Raw genomic sequence first — 14,696 nt, forward strand, 5'->3', positions numbered from 1 at the left:
TGACGTACAATCTTTGTGCGGTATTGCCTTATTTGTCGGGTTTTGCGATACTTTTTCCGGCAATCGCCGCCGTTTGACAGAAAAGCTTTTTGAAATGTCGTACAATAGCAATAGAGTTCTCTGAGCAGAAAGGATGAAAAAAAGTTATGGCTGTTGTACTGCAAACGCAGGAAAAAACGCTGATCGCCATATTAAGCGGCGAAATCGACCACCATTGTGCACGACCCATGCGTGGGGAAATTGACGAAAAGATCGAACAGTGCCAGCCGGAAGTACTGGTGCTGGACTTTGCCGGGGTGACATTTATGGACAGCTCCGGGATCGGTCTCATTATGGGACGGCACCGCTGTATGGAGGAGATCGGCGGCGAAGTGATTATCCGGAATCCGCCGGCGCATATCCGGCGTGTCATGCGTATCTCAGGCATGGAACGGATCGCACACATCCAGATGGACGCACCGGAAGGGAGGCAGGACGTATGAAAATCATCAATGCAGTCAAATTCATATTCCCGGGTATCTCGGAAAATGAGCGCACCGCTCGTGCCGTTGTTTCGGCATTTCTGGTGCAGTTGGATCCTACAGTAGAGGAACTTGCGGACATCCGCACTGCCGTTTCTGAAGCTGTTACAAATGCCATTGTACACGGCTACCGGAACGGCAGCGGTGACGTGGAGTTACATATGAAATTGCTGGAAAACCGAGAAATATATCTGCGCATCAAAGACCGTGGCTGCGGCATTCCTGATGTGGAACAGGCAATGCAACCCCTTTTCACTACGGCACCAGAGGAAGAACGTGCCGGGCTGGGATTTGCTGTTATGGAAAGCTTTATGGACAAGCTCCAGGTGAAGAGCAAGCCGGGACAGGGTACCACAGTGACCATGCGCAAAAAGCTGGGAGAACCGCCATGCCGGGTGAAGTGACGGCACCTCGTGCAGAGGATCATCTGGGACTGGTGCATCTCTGCGCCAATCGGTTCCGGAACCGGGGTATCGAATATGACGAGCTATATTCCGCTGGGTGTGTGGGACTTCTGAAAGCAGTCAAAGCCTTCGACAGCAGCCGCGGGGTACAGTTTTCCACTTACGCTGTTCCGGTGATACTGGGGGAAATTAAGCGGCTGTTCCGTGACGGCGGCGTGGTGCATATCAGCCGGAGTCTCCGGGAACGTGCCATGAAGCTGCAGCGATTACAGGAACAGTTCGAGCAGCAGAACGGCAGATCGCCTACGGTCTCTGAACTGAGTGAAGCCAGCGGTGATACCATAGAGGAATGCGCCGAAGCCCTTTGCGTGACACAGGCACCGCTTTCTCTGACACGTAGCGATGAGGACGACGAGGACAGCCAGTTTGATATTCCTGTTGAGGCGCCGGATCGGCAGATCGGAGATCTGCTGTCCCTGCGGCAGTCTATGGCGGCGCTGGAACCAAAAGACCGGATGCTTCTGGAACTGCGTTATTATCGGGAGATGACCCAGAGCAAGACGGCGGCAGTGCTAGGCATGTCTCAGGTGCAGGTCTCTCGGCGGGAGAAAAAGCTGCTGGCACAGCTGCGGCAATCACTGGAATAGAGATGTGGGAGCGTTTTGCTCCCATTTTTTATGTACACTTGCAATTTATCAGAAAATCATGTATAATGATAAAGCATATTATTGTAAGGCGAATGAAGCGCCGGAGATTTTTTAATTTGAAATGAGGAATGAGGAGTTAGGAATTAGGAATGATGGTATTGCCTGCGGCGATAAATTGAAAATATAATTTTGTGAGCGAAGTGAACACCGTCATTCCTTACTCCTCATTCCTAATTAAAAGAAAGAGGACAAAATACCTTATGAACGTATTATCCAAAATTGAACCCCTGCTGATGCAGGTGCAGAAGCCGGCACAGTATATCGGCGGCGAGGTGGGGAGCATTGTAAAGGAACGGGACAAAATCGATGTCCGCTTTGCCTTTTGCTTTCCCGACACCTATGAGATCGGTATGTCCCATCTGGGCATGAAGATCCTGTACAGTCTCATCAATATCCGGGAGAATTACTGGTGCGAGCGTGTTTTTGCGCCATGTGCCGATTTTGAAGCCCTTATGCGGGAACATGATATTCCGCTGTACGCACTGGAAAGCCTTGATGCCATTAATACCTTTGATATGGTAGGCTTTACGCTGCAATATGAGCTGTCATATACCAACATTTTGAATATGCTGGACCTTGCCGGAATCCCGCTGTACGCAAAAGACCGGGGCGAGAGCCTTTCGCCCATTATTTTTGCCGGCGGCCCCTGCGTGTGCAATCCAGAACCTCTGGCAGATTTCTTCGACCTGTTCATTCTGGGCGAGGGGGAAGAGGTCAATCTGGAAATGATGGATCTGTATCATAGCATGAAACAGGCCGGTGCTTCCCGTTCGGAATTTCTGCGTGCTGCGGCACAGATTCCCGGTATTTATGTGCCATCGCTGTATGATGTCACCTATCACGAGGACGGTACTGTTTGTACGGTATCGTCCAAAGACGATGCACCGACAACCGTACAGAAGCGGATTGTGGACGATATGGACAAGGTATTTTACCCGGAGACATTTGTGGTGCCCTTTGTGGAAACGGTACATGACCGTGCGGTGGAGGAGGTGCTCCGTGGCTGTATCCGTGGCTGCCGGTTCTGTCAGGCAGGCTTTCTGTATCGTCCTTTCCGGGAAAAATCTCCGGAAACTATCCAGCGCCAGTGCCGTGATCTCTGCGATTCCACCGGGTATCAGGAAATCTCCCTTTCTTCCCTGAGCACCAGCGATCACAGCCACCTGGAAGAAACGCTGAACGGACTGCTGCCCTATCTGGAATCCCATCGCATTAACCTGACGCTGCCGTCTCTGCGTGTGGATAACTTTTCCAAGGAACTGATGGATCGTATTCAGGGCGTCCGCAAAAGCAGTCTGACCTTTGCGCCCGAAGCTGGTACCCAGCGGCTGCGTGATGTCATCAATAAAAATGTCACTGAGGAAGAACTGATGCGTACCGCACAGATTGCCTTTTCCGGCGGCTTTACCAATGTGAAGCTCTACTTTATGATGGGACTGCCGACTGAAGACAAGGATGACATTGCCGGCATCGCACAGCTTGCAGAGCGCATGATCGCCTTGTTTTATGAGACACCTGAACGTCCCAAGGGGAAGTCGATTCAGATTTCCATCAGTGTTGCAACATTTGTGCCGAAGCCTTTTACGCCCTTCGAATTCGAACCGCAGATCGACCGGGAACAGCTGAACGAACGCCAGCAGTATCTCATCGAGTCCATTCAGCCCAGGAACCGGAAAAAAATCAAAGTCAGCTGGCATGCCTATGAGATCAGTCTGCTGGAGGCAGTGCTGGCACGGGGTGACAGACGGCTTGCGCCTGTCATTGAACAGGCATGGCGCAACGGCAGTAAATTTGACAGCTGGAGCGAATATTTCAATTATGAAAACTGGCAGCGTGCCTTTGATGCCTGTGGCATTGATCCGGCGTTTTATGCCAACCGGACACGCAGCTATGACGAAGTATTTCCCTGGGATCACCTGGATTATCTGGTGGACAAATCCTTTTTCATCCGGGAGAACCAGACGGCGCACAAATCACAGACTACGCCTCACTGCCGTGCCAAATGTGCAGGCTGCGGCGTAAATCGGAAGATCGGGAGGGCTTGCTTTGAATAATACCATACGGATGCGCTTTGCCAAAACCGGCAGAGCAAAATATATTTCCCATCTGGATCTGATCCGCTGTCTCCAGCGCGCAGTCTGCCGTGCAGGACTTCCGGCGGCATATTCCGGCGGATTCCATCCCCATATGCAGACCTCTTTTGCGGCAACTCTGCCCCTGGGTTTTACCAGTACAGCGGAGATTCTGGAACTTGGACTGACAGAAGACGTGTCCGGCAGCGAAGTGATGGAACGGCTGAATGCGGTTCTGCCGAAAGTTATTCGGATTCTGGAAGCCGGTGCACCACGGTTTGCATTCAAGGAACTGACCCATGCGCTGTACACCGTGGAGCTGCCCTGTGATGATCCGGCACAGATCCGGGCAGATCTGGAACAGTTTCTGGCGCAGCCGGAGATTCTGGTACAGAAAAAGACAAAAAAGGGTATGAAAGAGATCGACCTGAAGCCTATGACTGAAGTGACAGATATCCGGGAGGAGACAGGCTGTTTGGTGCTGGAATTGTGCCTTCCGGCAGGCAGCGCCGCCAATCTCAATCCCATGCTTTTGTTGGATGCATGGCAGAATCCCACGGGAAATACGGTGAAATCGCCTAAAATCTGCCGGACAGCACTGCTGACAGCAGAAAGATCAAAATTTTTTTGAAAAAACACTTGCATTTTTTCTCGGAATATGGTATGATATAAAAGCATTTGAAAATCCGCACGTTTTTCGTGTGAGGTTAATGCCGGTCGGGCGCCCGATGGGAATCGGCGGCTCGGCAGTACGACATTAAATCGGACAGTCCGCTGACGTTCGCCATGGGAAGGAATTGGCGTATGTTCCGGCTTCTGACGCTGAACGGGAGCGCAGGAACACGTTTATGAATGTCCGCAAATTTTAGGAGGATATTAAAATGGATGCATTGAAGAAGATCAGCGACGCAAGCCTGAAGCAGGAAGTACCGGAATTCGGTATCGGTGATACCGTAAAGGTACACGTACGTATCAAGGAAGGCGACAAGAGCCGTATCCAGGTTTTCGAGGGCACAGTCATTGCCAAGAAGCACGGCGGCATCAGCGAGACCTTTACTGTTCGTCGTGTCGCACACGGCTGCGGCATTGAGCGTGTTTTCCCGCTGCACTCTCCGGTTGTTGACCGTGTAGAGATCGTCCGCAAGGGTAAGGTTCGCAGAGCAAAGCTGTACTATCTGCGTGACAGAGTTGGTAAGGCTGCTAAGGTTAAGGAACAGATCCGATAAGGCAGCAGTATTATCTCACAAGCAGCATGCCCTGCAAGGCAATTGCACAAGGCAAAGACAGGCGGGATCCGTGCGCATGTCGTTTTTGCTTCATGACGCCTGCCTGCCGGCAGTAAAAAGGGGACAGTATTGTCCTTTTTTTATTATCGGCGGATTACCAATGAACATAAGGACCAAGGAATGGAGAGTGATAATATGGAACAACAGTCGATGGATAATCAGGAACTGGAACAGGCACAGAAACAGGAACCGAAAAAAAGTTCATTTCTGAGTGATCTGGCGGAAGTCTTTGAAACCGTGTTTGTTTCGGTTTTTGTTGTGATCATGTTGTTTGCCTATGTGATTCGTCCAGTGACAGTTGAAGGTGATTCCATGAACAATACCCTTCAGAATGGCGATCGCCTTCTAATGTCGGATTTTTTCTATACGCCGGAATACGGGGATATTGTCATAGTAGATAATTCTCATTCCTATCTGTTTGATGAAAATGGTACACTGGTAGAAGGCAATGGTCTGCCTCAGGAAAAACGTCTCATTAAGCGTGTCATTGCAACTGGCGGTCAGAAAGTGGATATTGATTTTTATACCGGAACTGTAACGGTGGACGGTGAGGTGCTCGATGAACCATACATTAAGGATCTGACAATGGCACCGGAGGACGGTTTTGATTCCTATCCGGTCACTGTTCCAGAGGGATACTATTTTGTCATGGGTGATAACCGCAACAATTCGACGGACAGTCGATCGAAATATGTGGGTTTTGTCCCCAGAGATGCAATTCTCGGCAAGGCAGTATTCCGGATCTCTCCGGAGCATTTCGGCGGGATCTACGATAATATGGAATGAACCGCTTTTTGAAATGATTCCAGACAACTGAAAATCGGAGGAAATTATGGCAGAAGAAGTCATGCGGAATATTCAGTGGTTTCCGGGACATATGACAAAAACAAGGCGCATGATTGCAGCAAATCTGTCCCTTGTGGATGCCGTGGTGGAGATCCTGGATGCCCGGATTCCCCAGAGCAGCCGTAATCCAGAAATGGATCGGATGGTTGGCTCAAAGCCTCGTTTGTTGTTGCTTAATAAGGCGGATATGGCAGATGCGGCGGCAACTTCACGCTGGATTGCTGCGTACCGGAAACAAGGTTACGTGGCGCTGAGTATGGACTGCCGCAGCGGAAAAGGTGTGTCCGGATTTGCACCTGCTGTCCGGGAACAACTGCTGAAGGATCTTCTTGCAAAACGGGAAGCCCAGGGTATGGTTGGCGCACCCATCCGCCTGATGGTGGTAGGAATTCCCAATGTGGGGAAGTCCTCCTTTATCAATCGCATGGCACAATCAAAACGTGCAAAGGTGGAGGATCGTCCTGGCGTCACCCGTACCAAACAATGGGTGAAGATCGGCAGCAACATGGAATTGCTGGACATGCCTGGTGTGCTCTGGCCGAAATTCGATGACCAGAGCGTGGCGCAGAAGCTTGCTTTTACTGGTGCAATCAATGACGACATTATGGATCTGGAAGCTCTTGCCGGTCTGCTGCTGCAAAAGCTGGCGGCATCCTATCCGAAGGCATTGGAACAGCGTTACCGCATGACAGAACTGGACGAGATCGCATCGGACGGTTTTGCAATGCTGGAGCAGCTGGGCAGAAAACGTGGCATGCTCATTTCCGGCGGCGAAGTCAATACGGAACGGGCAGCTATCACACTTCTGGATGAATTCCGAAGCGGCAAGCTGGGTCGAATTACCCTGGAGCTGCCGGAACAGGAGGCGTGAGTATGACAAAACCTGCGCCAAAAAAGACAACAGAGGAATTATATGCCTGGGATGCAGAAAAATCAGCTGGTGGACTGCTGCTGTGCGGTGTGGATGAAGCCGGCAGAGGACCTCTTGCCGGAGATGTCTATGCGGCGGCAGTAATTCTTGACCCTGAGAAACCGCTAATTCCGGGACTCAATGACAGCAAAAAGATGACTGAAAAAAAGCGGGAATCTCTCTTCGATTCAGTGACAGGTGCGTGCCTGGCTTATTGCGTGGCATTTGCAACAGTGGAGGAAATCGAAGAACGGAATATTCTCGGTGCAACCATGCTTGCCATGCAGCGTGCTGTCGCTGGATTGTCCGCTATGCCGGAGCTGGTACTGGTCGACGGAAACCGCCTGCCAGAACTGAATGTGCCGGCGGAGACGGTGGTCAAGGGTGATGCGACTTCTGCGTCAATTGCAGCGGCATCCATTCTGGCAAAAGTTTCCAGGGACAGGATGCTGCGAGATCTGGATGCCCAGTATCCCCAGTATGGCTTCGCAAAGCATAAGGGATATGGCACAAAGGCACACTGTGAGGCAATCTTGCAGTACGGTCCTTGCCCAGCGCATCGTCCCAGCTTTTTGAGAAAGTTATATGAAAACAACTGAGATCGGCCGCCGGGGTGAAGCGGCAGTCTGCGACTGGCTGCGTACCCATGGGTATGTGGTGGTGCAGCAGAACTTCTGCATTCGTGGCGGCGAAATTGATATTATTGCAGAAAACGGGGAATACCTCGCTTTTGTGGAGGTAAAGACCCGGAAGCCGGGGAGTCTCTCATCCGGCTATGATGCAGTGACGGAGAAAAAACAGGCTCGTCTTATCCAGACTGCCGCTGTCTGGTGTGCAGCGCACCCCACGCAGTTACAGCCAAGGTTCGATATTGCCTGCGTTGTAATGCAGGGAAAGCGGATTCTTTCGGTGGATTATCTGGAAAATGCGTTCGATACGACGGGCAGTGATTTTATATTTTAGGCAGGATTTCTGCCGGGAAAAGGGTGGTAACAGTGTTTTACAAGAGCACCAGAGACAGCAGCATCCGTGTAGAGAGCGCGGCTGCAATTGCAAAGGGAATTTCAGAAGAAGGCGGTCTGTTTGTACCGGAATCCATTCCGGCGCTTTCCATGGACGAGCTGAAGTCGCTCGCTCCTATGACGTATGCACAGCGTGCAGCATATGTGTTTTCCAAGTATCTGACAGATTTCACAGAGGCTGAGCTTCGCTACTGCACCGAGAGCGCTTATACCACAAAGGCGTTTGAGACGGCAAACATTGCAGAAATTGCCCATCTGTTCGAGGGAACATACATGCTGGAACTGTGGCATGGTCCGACCTGCGCTTTCAAAGACATGGCATTGCAGATCCTGCCGTACTTCCTGACTACTGCGGTCAAGAAGCTCCATATGGATAAGAAAGTTGTCATTCTCGTGGCAACCTCCGGCGATACCGGAAAGGCAGCCCTGGAGGGCTTCAAGGATGTGCCGGGAACAGAGATCATGGTGTTCTACCCGGAGGAAGGCGTTAGCGATATGCAAAAGCGCCAGATGGTGACTCAGGAAGGCGAAAATGTGACTGTCTGTGCTGTAAAGGGCAATTTCGACGACTGCCAGAGTGGTGTCAAGAAAATTTTCACCGATCATGATATACTGAATGCTCTGGAAAAGGGCGGTATGACATTCTCCAGCGCCAATTCCATTAATTGGGGACGGCTGGTGCCGCAAATCGTGTACTATGTTTCTTCCTATGTTTCCCTGGCAGAATCCGGCGAGATTGCCTATGGCGATCCCTTGAATGTCGTTGTTCCTACAGGAAACTTCGGCAACATTCTGGCTGCTTATTATGCAAAGATGATGGGTGTGCCTCTCGGGAAGCTGATCTGCGCTTCGAACATCAACAAGGTTCTCACAGACTTTATTCGTACCGGTGTCTATGACCGCAACCGCCAGTTTTATGCAACCACTTCGCCGTCCATGGATATCCTCATTTCCAGCAATCTGGAGCGTCTGCTCTACCTGCTGACAGGTGAGGATGATGCACAAATCCGGCAGTGGTTCACTGCACTGGCTGAAACCGGTAAGTACGAGGTTTCGGATGCAGTAAAGGCAAAGCTGTCCGACCTGTTCTACGGCGGATTCTGCGATGATGATGCAACAAAGGCAACCATCCATGACATCTATCAGAAGTACGGTTACACCTGTGATACCCATACCGCAGTAGCTGTAAAGGTATATCAGGACTATCAGAAGGAGACCGGCGATACCACAAAGACTTTGATCGCATCCACGGCAAGCCCCTTCAAGTTCAGTGCAAGTGTGCTGGATGCACTGGGCAAAATGCCTGCCGACAGCACTGACGAATACGATATGGTGGAACTACTCCACGAGGCTTCTTCTCTGGAAATTCCCCAGTCGCTGGCAGCGCTGAAAACAAAGCCCCGCCGTTTCACAGGCAGCATCGACAAGTCGGAGATGCAGCAGTTCGTACTCAGCGAGCTGCACCTGTCCTGAACGAGGTGACCATGCGGTTATTTACCATTGGCGATCTGCATCTTTCCTTCGGCGTGCCGGAAAAGCCTATGGACATTTTTGGCGGTTGGAAGGATTATCAGACACTGTTGGAACAAAGCTGGCGGGATAAGATCACCGAAGAAGATACTGTAGTACTTGCCGGAGACTTTTCCTGGGGCATGAATTTGCAGCAGGCGGAAGCGGATTTTGCTTTTGTGCAGAAACTGCCGGGAAAAAAGATCCTTTTGAAAGGCAATCATGATTACTGGTGGACTTCCCTGAAGAAAATGGAGGACTTTTTCACATTCCTCGGCTTCGATACGCTGCACATCCTTCACAATAACCACTACGCCTTCGGGCAGTACGGCATTTGCGGTACCCGCGGCTGGGTGAGTATGCAAGGCGAGGCGGCAGATGCGAAGATCCTGGCACGCGAAGTGCAGCGGCTTCAGGTTTCCATTCAGTCAGCTGTCAATGCCGGGCTGGAACCAATCGTCTTTCTCCACTATCCACCCATCTATGGTTCGTCTATGAATTATGATATTTTAGAGGTGCTGCACCAGTATCAGATCAAGCAGTGCTACTATGGCCATGTACATGGCAAGGGACATTATAATGCGTTCCAGGGACGCTATGAAGAGACGGAAATGCACTTAATTTCTAGTGATTATCTACAATTTGTACCGGAATTGGTAATGTGATTTGGTCAAAATAGAGAAGTGCAAAAATACTCTGGTCAAACCTGCACGAATATGCTATAATAAAGCAGTGTGCATGAAATAAATTCCTGTGCACGCTGTACAGGAAATGCAATAATTGGAGGACATCAACTATGAATTTGAAATCATCAGCAAAAACCGATGTAAACATGACCGAACTGGTTGTGGAAATTGATGCAGAAAGCTTTGAAAACGCAGTAGAGGCTGCATATCAGCGTCAGAAGAAGAACATCTCTATGCCGGGCTTCCGCAAGGGCAAGGTGCCGCGAAAAATGTGCGAGAGAACCTATGGCGAAAACGTATTCTACGAGGATGCCATCAACGCTCTGCTGAACGTAGAACTTCCGGCTCTGATCGTAGATGCTGAGCTGGAAATTGTGGATACCCCCAAGGTAGAAGTGACTTCTATTAGCAAGGAAGAGGGCGTTTCCCTGAAGGTGATCTGCGTGACCAAGCCGGAGATCAATCTGGTTGACTATAAGGGCATCGAGGCACCGAAGGTTGTCAAGGAAGTAACTGACGAAGATGTGGATCAGCAGATCGAAGCAATGCGTCAGCGCAATGCACGTGTGGTTTCTGTCGATGATCGTGCTGCTGAAATGGGTGATGAAGTAAACTTCAACTTTGAGGGCTTCTTCGGTGATGAGGCTTTCGAAGGCGGTAAGGGCGAAAATTATCAGCTGAAGCTGGGTAGCGGTCAGTTCATCCCGGGCTTTGAGGAACAGGTTGCAGGTCACAACATCGGCGAAGATTTCGATGTGACTGTCACATTCCCGGAAAATTACCAGATGGAAGATTATGCCGGCAAGGAGGCTGTCTTCAAGTGCAGCATCAACAGCATTTCTCGTGAAGAACTGCCGGAACTGGATGACGAATTCGTCAAGGATACTTCTGAGTTTGACACAGTAGATGAGCTGAAGGCTGATGTCCGCAAGAAGCTGGAAGAGAGCGCAGAGAATGCAGCTGACAATGCATTTGAGAATGCTGTTATCATGAAGCTCATTGAAAAGGTTGAGGATCCGATTCCGCACTGCATGTTTGAGCATCGTGCAGACGCACTGATGAATCAGTTTGCAAATCAGCTGAAGGCACAGGGCGTTTCTCTGGATCTGTATCTCCAGTATACAGGCATGGATCAGGATTCCCTGAAGGCAACATATCTGGATCGTGCAGAGAACGAAGTGAAGCTGCGTCTCGCACTGGAAAAGATTGCTGCACTGGAAAAACTGGAAGTTTCCGATGAAGATCTGGAGGCTGAGGTTGTAAGACTGGCTGAAGAAAACGGCTTGACACCGGAAGATGTCAAGAAGCGCATTTATGTAGAAGAACTGCGCGGCGACATGCTGGCTACCAAGGCAATGGATCTGGTCAAGGAAGCTGCTGTTCCGACAGACGCACCGGAAGAGACAGAAGAGGCTCCGGCAGAAGAGGCTGTTTCTGCAGAATAACGAATGAAGTAAATGATGCCGTTTGATACATGGCATTTGCAGTTGGGCGAACAGTAGTGTTCGCCCACTGTGATATCTGCACTATTTTCGAATTATGACGAAAAACAGAAATGCTCTGAAGTGCAAATCCAGAGCTGCGGCAAAGCCGCAAGGAGAAAGGATGATAAACATGAGTAGTTTAGTACCGTACGTTGTTGAACAAACCAGCCGCGGAGAACGTTCCTACGACATTTTCTCCCGCTTGCTGAATGACCGCATCATTATGCTGTCTGATCAGGTAAACGATGCAACAGCAAGTCTTGTCGTAGCGCAGCTGCTATACCTGGAGGGTCAGGACAACGAAAAGGATATCTCCCTGTATATCAACAGCCCGGGCGGTTCCATCACTGCCGGCATGGCGATCTATGACACCATGCAGTATATCAAGTGCGATGTTTCTACCATCTGCATCGGCATGGCAGCATCTATGGGTGCATTTCTGCTGTCCTCCGGTGCAAAGGGAAAGCGTATCGCTCTGCCCAACAGTGAGATCATGATCCACCAGCCACTGATCTCCGGCGGTCTGTCTGGTCAGTGCACCGATATCAAGATCGCTTCTGATCACCTGGTACGTGTTCGTCAGAAGATGAACGAGATTCTTGCAGAGAATACCGGAAAGCCTTTGGAGGTCATCGAACGGGATACAGAACGTGATAACTATATGTATGCGGCAGAGGCAAAGGAATACGGTTTGATTGACAAGGTGATCGCACACAGATAAGGGGAACCGAGCATGGATGAGAAAAAAGAAAAACGATGCAATTTCTGCGGTAAACCGGAGCACATGGTCGAGGGCATGATTTCTGCGGCAGATGTCAATATATGCAGTGAATGCGTGACATATTGCTATGAGATGCTGTACGGTCCGGTGAATCCGGCATCAGCCGCAAAGGCAAAGAAAAAATCCGCAAAGCAGCCGGCACAGATCCGTCTCCTGAAGCCGGCTGAGATCAAAAAGACATTGGACGAATATGTGGTGGGTCAGGATCTGGCGAAAATTACCCTCTCCGTTTCCGTTTACAACCACTACAAGCGTATCCTGAACCAGTCCAAGGATGAGGAATCCCGTGATGTGGAACTGCAAAAGAGTAATGTTCTGCTGTTGGGTCCCACCGGTGTGGGAAAAACGTATCTGGCGCAGACGCTGGCGAAAATTCTGGATGTGCCCTTTGCTATTGCCGATGCAACAACCATCACCGAAGCCGGTTATGTAGGTGATGACGTGGAAAACGTACTCCAGCGTCTGTTACAGGCGGCAGATTTTGACGTAGAAGCGGCAGAACGAGGCATTATCTACATCGATGAGATCGACAAAATCTCCCGAAAGTCGGAGAATGTTTCCCTGACAAGAGATGTCAGCGGCGAAGGCGTGCAGCAGGCATTGCTGAAGATCATCGAGGGGACTGTATCCAACGTGCCGCCTCAGGGAGGCAGAAAGCATCCCAATCAGGAGTTTATTCACGTGGATACCCGGAATATCTTGTTTATTTGCGGCGGTGCTTTTGACGGACTGGAAAAGCTGATACAGAAGCGTATGGCGCCTGCATCTCTGGGCTTCGATGCACCTATCGCTCAGCAGAAAAAGGATCTGGTGAATATTTTCCGCCAGGTAACGCCGCAGGATCTGGTGAAGTTCGGTCTGGTGCCGGAACTGGTAGGCAGACTGCCGGTTATCACGACGCTGGATGATCTGGACGAAGAGGCACTCATCCGTATTCTGACAGAGCCGAAAAATGCACTGGTGAAACAGTATCAGAAGCTATTTGACTTCGATGATATCCAGCTGAAACTGACGGACGATGCGCTGACAGCTGTGGCAAAGGAAGCCATTTCCAGAAAAACCGGTGCTCGTGGTCTGCGTTCCATTATGGAGGGCACGCTTATGGACACCATGTATACCACGCCGTCTGTGGAGCATGTCAAGACAATCGTGGTGGATGCAGACTGTGTCAATGGTACTGCACGCCCCAAATTCTACGACGCAGATGGTAAAGAGATCGACAATGTACCGCCGGCCGAGGTGAGTGCCTGATGGCTGAGCAGAGTATGATGGATGTCAAAAATGTCCGTTTCATGCTGGATTCTCTGAAAATTCTTTTGGAATGCGGCGAGACGGAACATGCCATTCAGTTGATCGATGCTTTCATAGAAGAACTGCAATCGGAACATACTGAACCGGATGCAGCAGAATAAATGCGAAAAAACCTGTCTTAGTGGAACCTCCACAAGACAGGTTTTGTGCTACTCTTTTGTTTTCGCAATTAATAGTTTTTCCACTGGCTTTCGCAGCAGTCCATTGAAAAATTTCACAACAAATCCGGTACACAGTGCCGCAATGACTGTTCCTTCCCGTGTGCCCACAAGGGTATGGAAAAACAGGAAGGAAAGTATCACTGCCAGAACCACGCAGCTGATGTCAAAGGCAATCTTAACATTGCCGAATTCCTTGTGAATGGTGTCCGAGATTGCCTTCACAAAGGCTTCGCCGGAGTTCATGATCACGTCTGCAATGACAGCAAGGGAAATCCCGAAGCCAAGCACAATTGTTCCTGCGAGAACAAGTCCAAGACGCAGCAGATAATGATTCGGTTCAAAAAGGGACAGCATCCATGTTCCAAAATCCGTGAACCAGCCGAACAGAAATGACAGTGGCACTTGCAGCAGCTGGATCCACTGGTATTTTTTCCGCAGCAGCAGGATCTGTCCAAGAATTAGCACACAGTTCCAGATGATGAGCCAGCTGCCCAGCGACAGCTGTGAGAACTGAAAGCTCATGACATTTGCGACTGAGGAGATGGGGGATACCCCAAGTTCTCCTTTTTTTGTGATTGCCACACCCAATGCACTGAAAAGTAGGCTGACAATAAATAAGATGTAGCGTTTTGTCAGTTCGAATTTATGTTTGTTCATGTCGGAAACCTCTGACCATTGGTTAATTTGTTACGGAAATACCGATCATAACGGTTTTTCTGTTAGCGTTGTTCCAGACTGCGTGCGGAATTTTTCCCTGCACCAAAAATGCTTCATCTTTTTTAATGATCACTGTTTCCTCGCCCAGAAGAATTTTCGCTTCACCTTCTGTGACGATAAACAGATGATCATGCTCATGCGTATGGGGTTCCGTGGGACCACCGCCTTCCAGATCCATATAGGCAATTGCCCCATCCATGATATGACCCATAACCCCGAACAGCTTTTTTGCCTGAAAGTTCACGTGCTTCGGTGGTGTTGTCCATTCATGCATCTTAT

At 50.0% G+C, this 14,696-nt stretch carries 18 protein-coding genes; 16 read left to right on the top strand and 2 right to left on the bottom strand.

What is annotated here, in order from left to right; translation table 11 throughout:
• The first annotated feature begins 146 nt into the window (after positions 1-146).
• From Q0418_RS04530 to Q0418_RS04605, 16 genes are all read left to right on the top strand, one after another.
• Positions 147-482 (top strand): anti-sigma factor antagonist, encoded by a 336-nt coding sequence (locus tag Q0418_RS04530; protein WP_298482657.1) that lies wholly within the window; start codon positions 147-149, stop codon positions 480-482.
• The gene (spoIIAB, locus tag Q0418_RS04535; RefSeq protein WP_298482659.1) at positions 479-925 is read left to right on the top strand and encodes an anti-sigma F factor; all 447 of its coding nucleotides are present in this window, start codon (positions 479-481) and stop codon (positions 923-925) included. The genes Q0418_RS04530 and spoIIAB overlap by 4 nt, the downstream gene beginning before the upstream one ends.
• On the top strand, positions 910-1,572 hold the full coding sequence (locus Q0418_RS04540) for a sigma-70 family RNA polymerase sigma factor (RefSeq protein ID WP_298482661.1): 663 nt from the start codon (positions 910-912) through the stop codon (positions 1,570-1,572). Before spoIIAB ends, Q0418_RS04540 begins: the two co-directional genes overlap by 16 nt.
• 260 nt (positions 1,573-1,832) lie before the next feature.
• Positions 1,833-3,686, top strand: a complete 1,854-nt coding sequence (locus tag Q0418_RS04545) for a TIGR03960 family B12-binding radical SAM protein (RefSeq protein WP_298482663.1) — start codon at positions 1,833-1,835, stop codon at positions 3,684-3,686.
• Entirely contained in the window at positions 3,679-4,335 is a 657-nt protein-coding gene (locus Q0418_RS04550; protein ID WP_298482665.1) for a TIGR03936 family radical SAM-associated protein, read from the top strand. The genes Q0418_RS04545 and Q0418_RS04550 overlap by 8 nt, the downstream gene beginning before the upstream one ends.
• Positions 4,336-4,585: 250 nt before the next feature.
• A complete protein-coding gene (rplS, locus tag Q0418_RS04555; protein WP_298482667.1) occupies positions 4,586-4,930 on the top strand; it encodes a 50S ribosomal protein L19 in 345 nt (114 codons plus the stop codon).
• 195 nt (positions 4,931-5,125) lie between these two features.
• On the top strand, positions 5,126-5,776 hold the full coding sequence (gene lepB, locus Q0418_RS04560) for a signal peptidase I (RefSeq protein ID WP_298482669.1): 651 nt from the start codon (positions 5,126-5,128) through the stop codon (positions 5,774-5,776).
• Between the two features lie 46 nt (positions 5,777-5,822).
• Positions 5,823-6,707 (top strand): ribosome biogenesis GTPase YlqF, encoded by an 885-nt coding sequence (gene ylqF / locus Q0418_RS04565; protein ID WP_298482671.1) that lies wholly within the window; start codon positions 5,823-5,825, stop codon positions 6,705-6,707.
• Between the two features lie 2 nt (positions 6,708-6,709).
• On the top strand, positions 6,710-7,345 hold the full coding sequence (gene rnhB, locus Q0418_RS04570; RefSeq protein ID WP_298482673.1) for a ribonuclease HII: 636 nt from the start codon (positions 6,710-6,712) through the stop codon (positions 7,343-7,345).
• A complete protein-coding gene (locus Q0418_RS04575) occupies positions 7,332-7,709 on the top strand; it encodes a YraN family protein (protein ID WP_298482675.1) in 378 nt (125 codons plus the stop codon). Before rnhB ends, Q0418_RS04575 begins: the two co-directional genes overlap by 14 nt.
• 32 nt (positions 7,710-7,741) lie before the next feature.
• On the top strand, positions 7,742-9,241 hold the full coding sequence (gene thrC, locus Q0418_RS04580; protein WP_298482677.1) for a threonine synthase: 1,500 nt from the start codon (positions 7,742-7,744) through the stop codon (positions 9,239-9,241).
• Between the two features lie 11 nt (positions 9,242-9,252).
• Positions 9,253-9,942, top strand: coding sequence for a metallophosphoesterase (locus tag Q0418_RS04585; protein WP_298482679.1), 690 nt, complete (start codon positions 9,253-9,255; stop codon positions 9,940-9,942).
• Between the two features lie 131 nt (positions 9,943-10,073).
• Positions 10,074-11,408, top strand: coding sequence for a trigger factor (gene tig, locus Q0418_RS04590; protein WP_298482681.1), 1,335 nt, complete (start codon positions 10,074-10,076; stop codon positions 11,406-11,408).
• Positions 11,409-11,577: 169 nt separating this feature from the next.
• On the top strand, positions 11,578-12,168 hold the full coding sequence (gene clpP, locus Q0418_RS04595; protein ID WP_046436983.1) for an ATP-dependent Clp endopeptidase proteolytic subunit ClpP: 591 nt from the start codon (positions 11,578-11,580) through the stop codon (positions 12,166-12,168).
• Positions 12,169-12,180: 12 nt separating this feature from the next.
• Positions 12,181-13,479, top strand: coding sequence for an ATP-dependent Clp protease ATP-binding subunit ClpX (gene clpX, locus Q0418_RS04600; RefSeq protein ID WP_298482683.1), 1,299 nt, complete (start codon positions 12,181-12,183; stop codon positions 13,477-13,479).
• Complete coding sequence (locus Q0418_RS04605) at positions 13,479-13,640, top strand: hypothetical protein (protein WP_298482684.1); 162 nt, start codon at positions 13,479-13,481, stop codon at positions 13,638-13,640. Before clpX ends, Q0418_RS04605 begins: the two co-directional genes overlap by 1 nt.
• A gap of 48 nt (positions 13,641-13,688) precedes the next feature.
• Here the strand turns inward: Q0418_RS04605 and Q0418_RS04610 are convergent, their stop codons facing one another.
• Positions 13,689-14,357, bottom strand: coding sequence for a YitT family protein (locus Q0418_RS04610; protein WP_298482686.1), 669 nt, complete (start codon positions 14,355-14,357; stop codon positions 13,689-13,691).
• Between the two features lie 22 nt (positions 14,358-14,379).
• A complete protein-coding gene (locus Q0418_RS04615) occupies positions 14,380-14,691 on the bottom strand; it encodes a cupin domain-containing protein (protein WP_298482688.1) in 312 nt (103 codons plus the stop codon).
• Positions 14,692-14,696: the final 5 nt, after the last annotated feature.

The organism is uncultured Ruminococcus sp., assembly GCF_937915125.1.
GTDB lineage: Bacteria > Bacillota > Clostridia > Oscillospirales > Ruminococcaceae > Ruminococcus_C.

What these genes read in the sequence shown, in the direction of transcription:
- Q0418_RS04530 (WP_298482657.1), top strand. Translation starts at nt 147, where the DNA reads ATGGCTGTTGTACTGCAAACGCAGGAAAAAACGCTGATCGCCATATTA.
- spoIIAB (WP_298482659.1), top strand. Translation starts at nt 479, where the DNA reads ATGAAAATCATCAATGCAGTCAAATTCATATTCCCGGGTATCTCGGAA.
- Q0418_RS04540 (WP_298482661.1), top strand. Translation starts at nt 910, where the DNA reads ATGCCGGGTGAAGTGACGGCACCTCGTGCAGAGGATCATCTGGGACTG.
- Q0418_RS04545 (WP_298482663.1), top strand. Translation starts at nt 1,833, where the DNA reads ATGAACGTATTATCCAAAATTGAACCCCTGCTGATGCAGGTGCAGAAG.
- rplS (WP_298482667.1), top strand. Translation starts at nt 4,586, where the DNA reads ATGGATGCATTGAAGAAGATCAGCGACGCAAGCCTGAAGCAGGAAGTA.
- lepB (WP_298482669.1), top strand. Translation starts at nt 5,126, where the DNA reads ATGGAACAACAGTCGATGGATAATCAGGAACTGGAACAGGCACAGAAA.
- ylqF (WP_298482671.1), top strand. Translation starts at nt 5,823, where the DNA reads ATGGCAGAAGAAGTCATGCGGAATATTCAGTGGTTTCCGGGACATATG.
- rnhB (WP_298482673.1), top strand. Translation starts at nt 6,710, where the DNA reads ATGACAAAACCTGCGCCAAAAAAGACAACAGAGGAATTATATGCCTGG.
- Q0418_RS04575 (WP_298482675.1), top strand. Translation starts at nt 7,332, where the DNA reads ATGAAAACAACTGAGATCGGCCGCCGGGGTGAAGCGGCAGTCTGCGAC.
- Q0418_RS04585 (WP_298482679.1), top strand. Translation starts at nt 9,253, where the DNA reads ATGCGGTTATTTACCATTGGCGATCTGCATCTTTCCTTCGGCGTGCCG.
- tig (WP_298482681.1), top strand. Translation starts at nt 10,074, where the DNA reads ATGAATTTGAAATCATCAGCAAAAACCGATGTAAACATGACCGAACTG.
- clpP (WP_046436983.1), top strand. Translation starts at nt 11,578, where the DNA reads ATGAGTAGTTTAGTACCGTACGTTGTTGAACAAACCAGCCGCGGAGAA.
- clpX (WP_298482683.1), top strand. Translation starts at nt 12,181, where the DNA reads ATGGATGAGAAAAAAGAAAAACGATGCAATTTCTGCGGTAAACCGGAG.
- Q0418_RS04605 (WP_298482684.1), top strand. Translation starts at nt 13,479, where the DNA reads ATGGCTGAGCAGAGTATGATGGATGTCAAAAATGTCCGTTTCATGCTG.
- Q0418_RS04610 (WP_298482686.1), bottom strand. Translation starts at nt 14,357, where the DNA reads ATGAACAAACATAAATTCGAACTGACAAAACGCTACATCTTATTTATT.
- Q0418_RS04615 (WP_298482688.1), bottom strand. Translation starts at nt 14,691, where the DNA reads ATGCATGAATGGACAACACCACCGAAGCACGTGAACTTTCAGGCAAAA.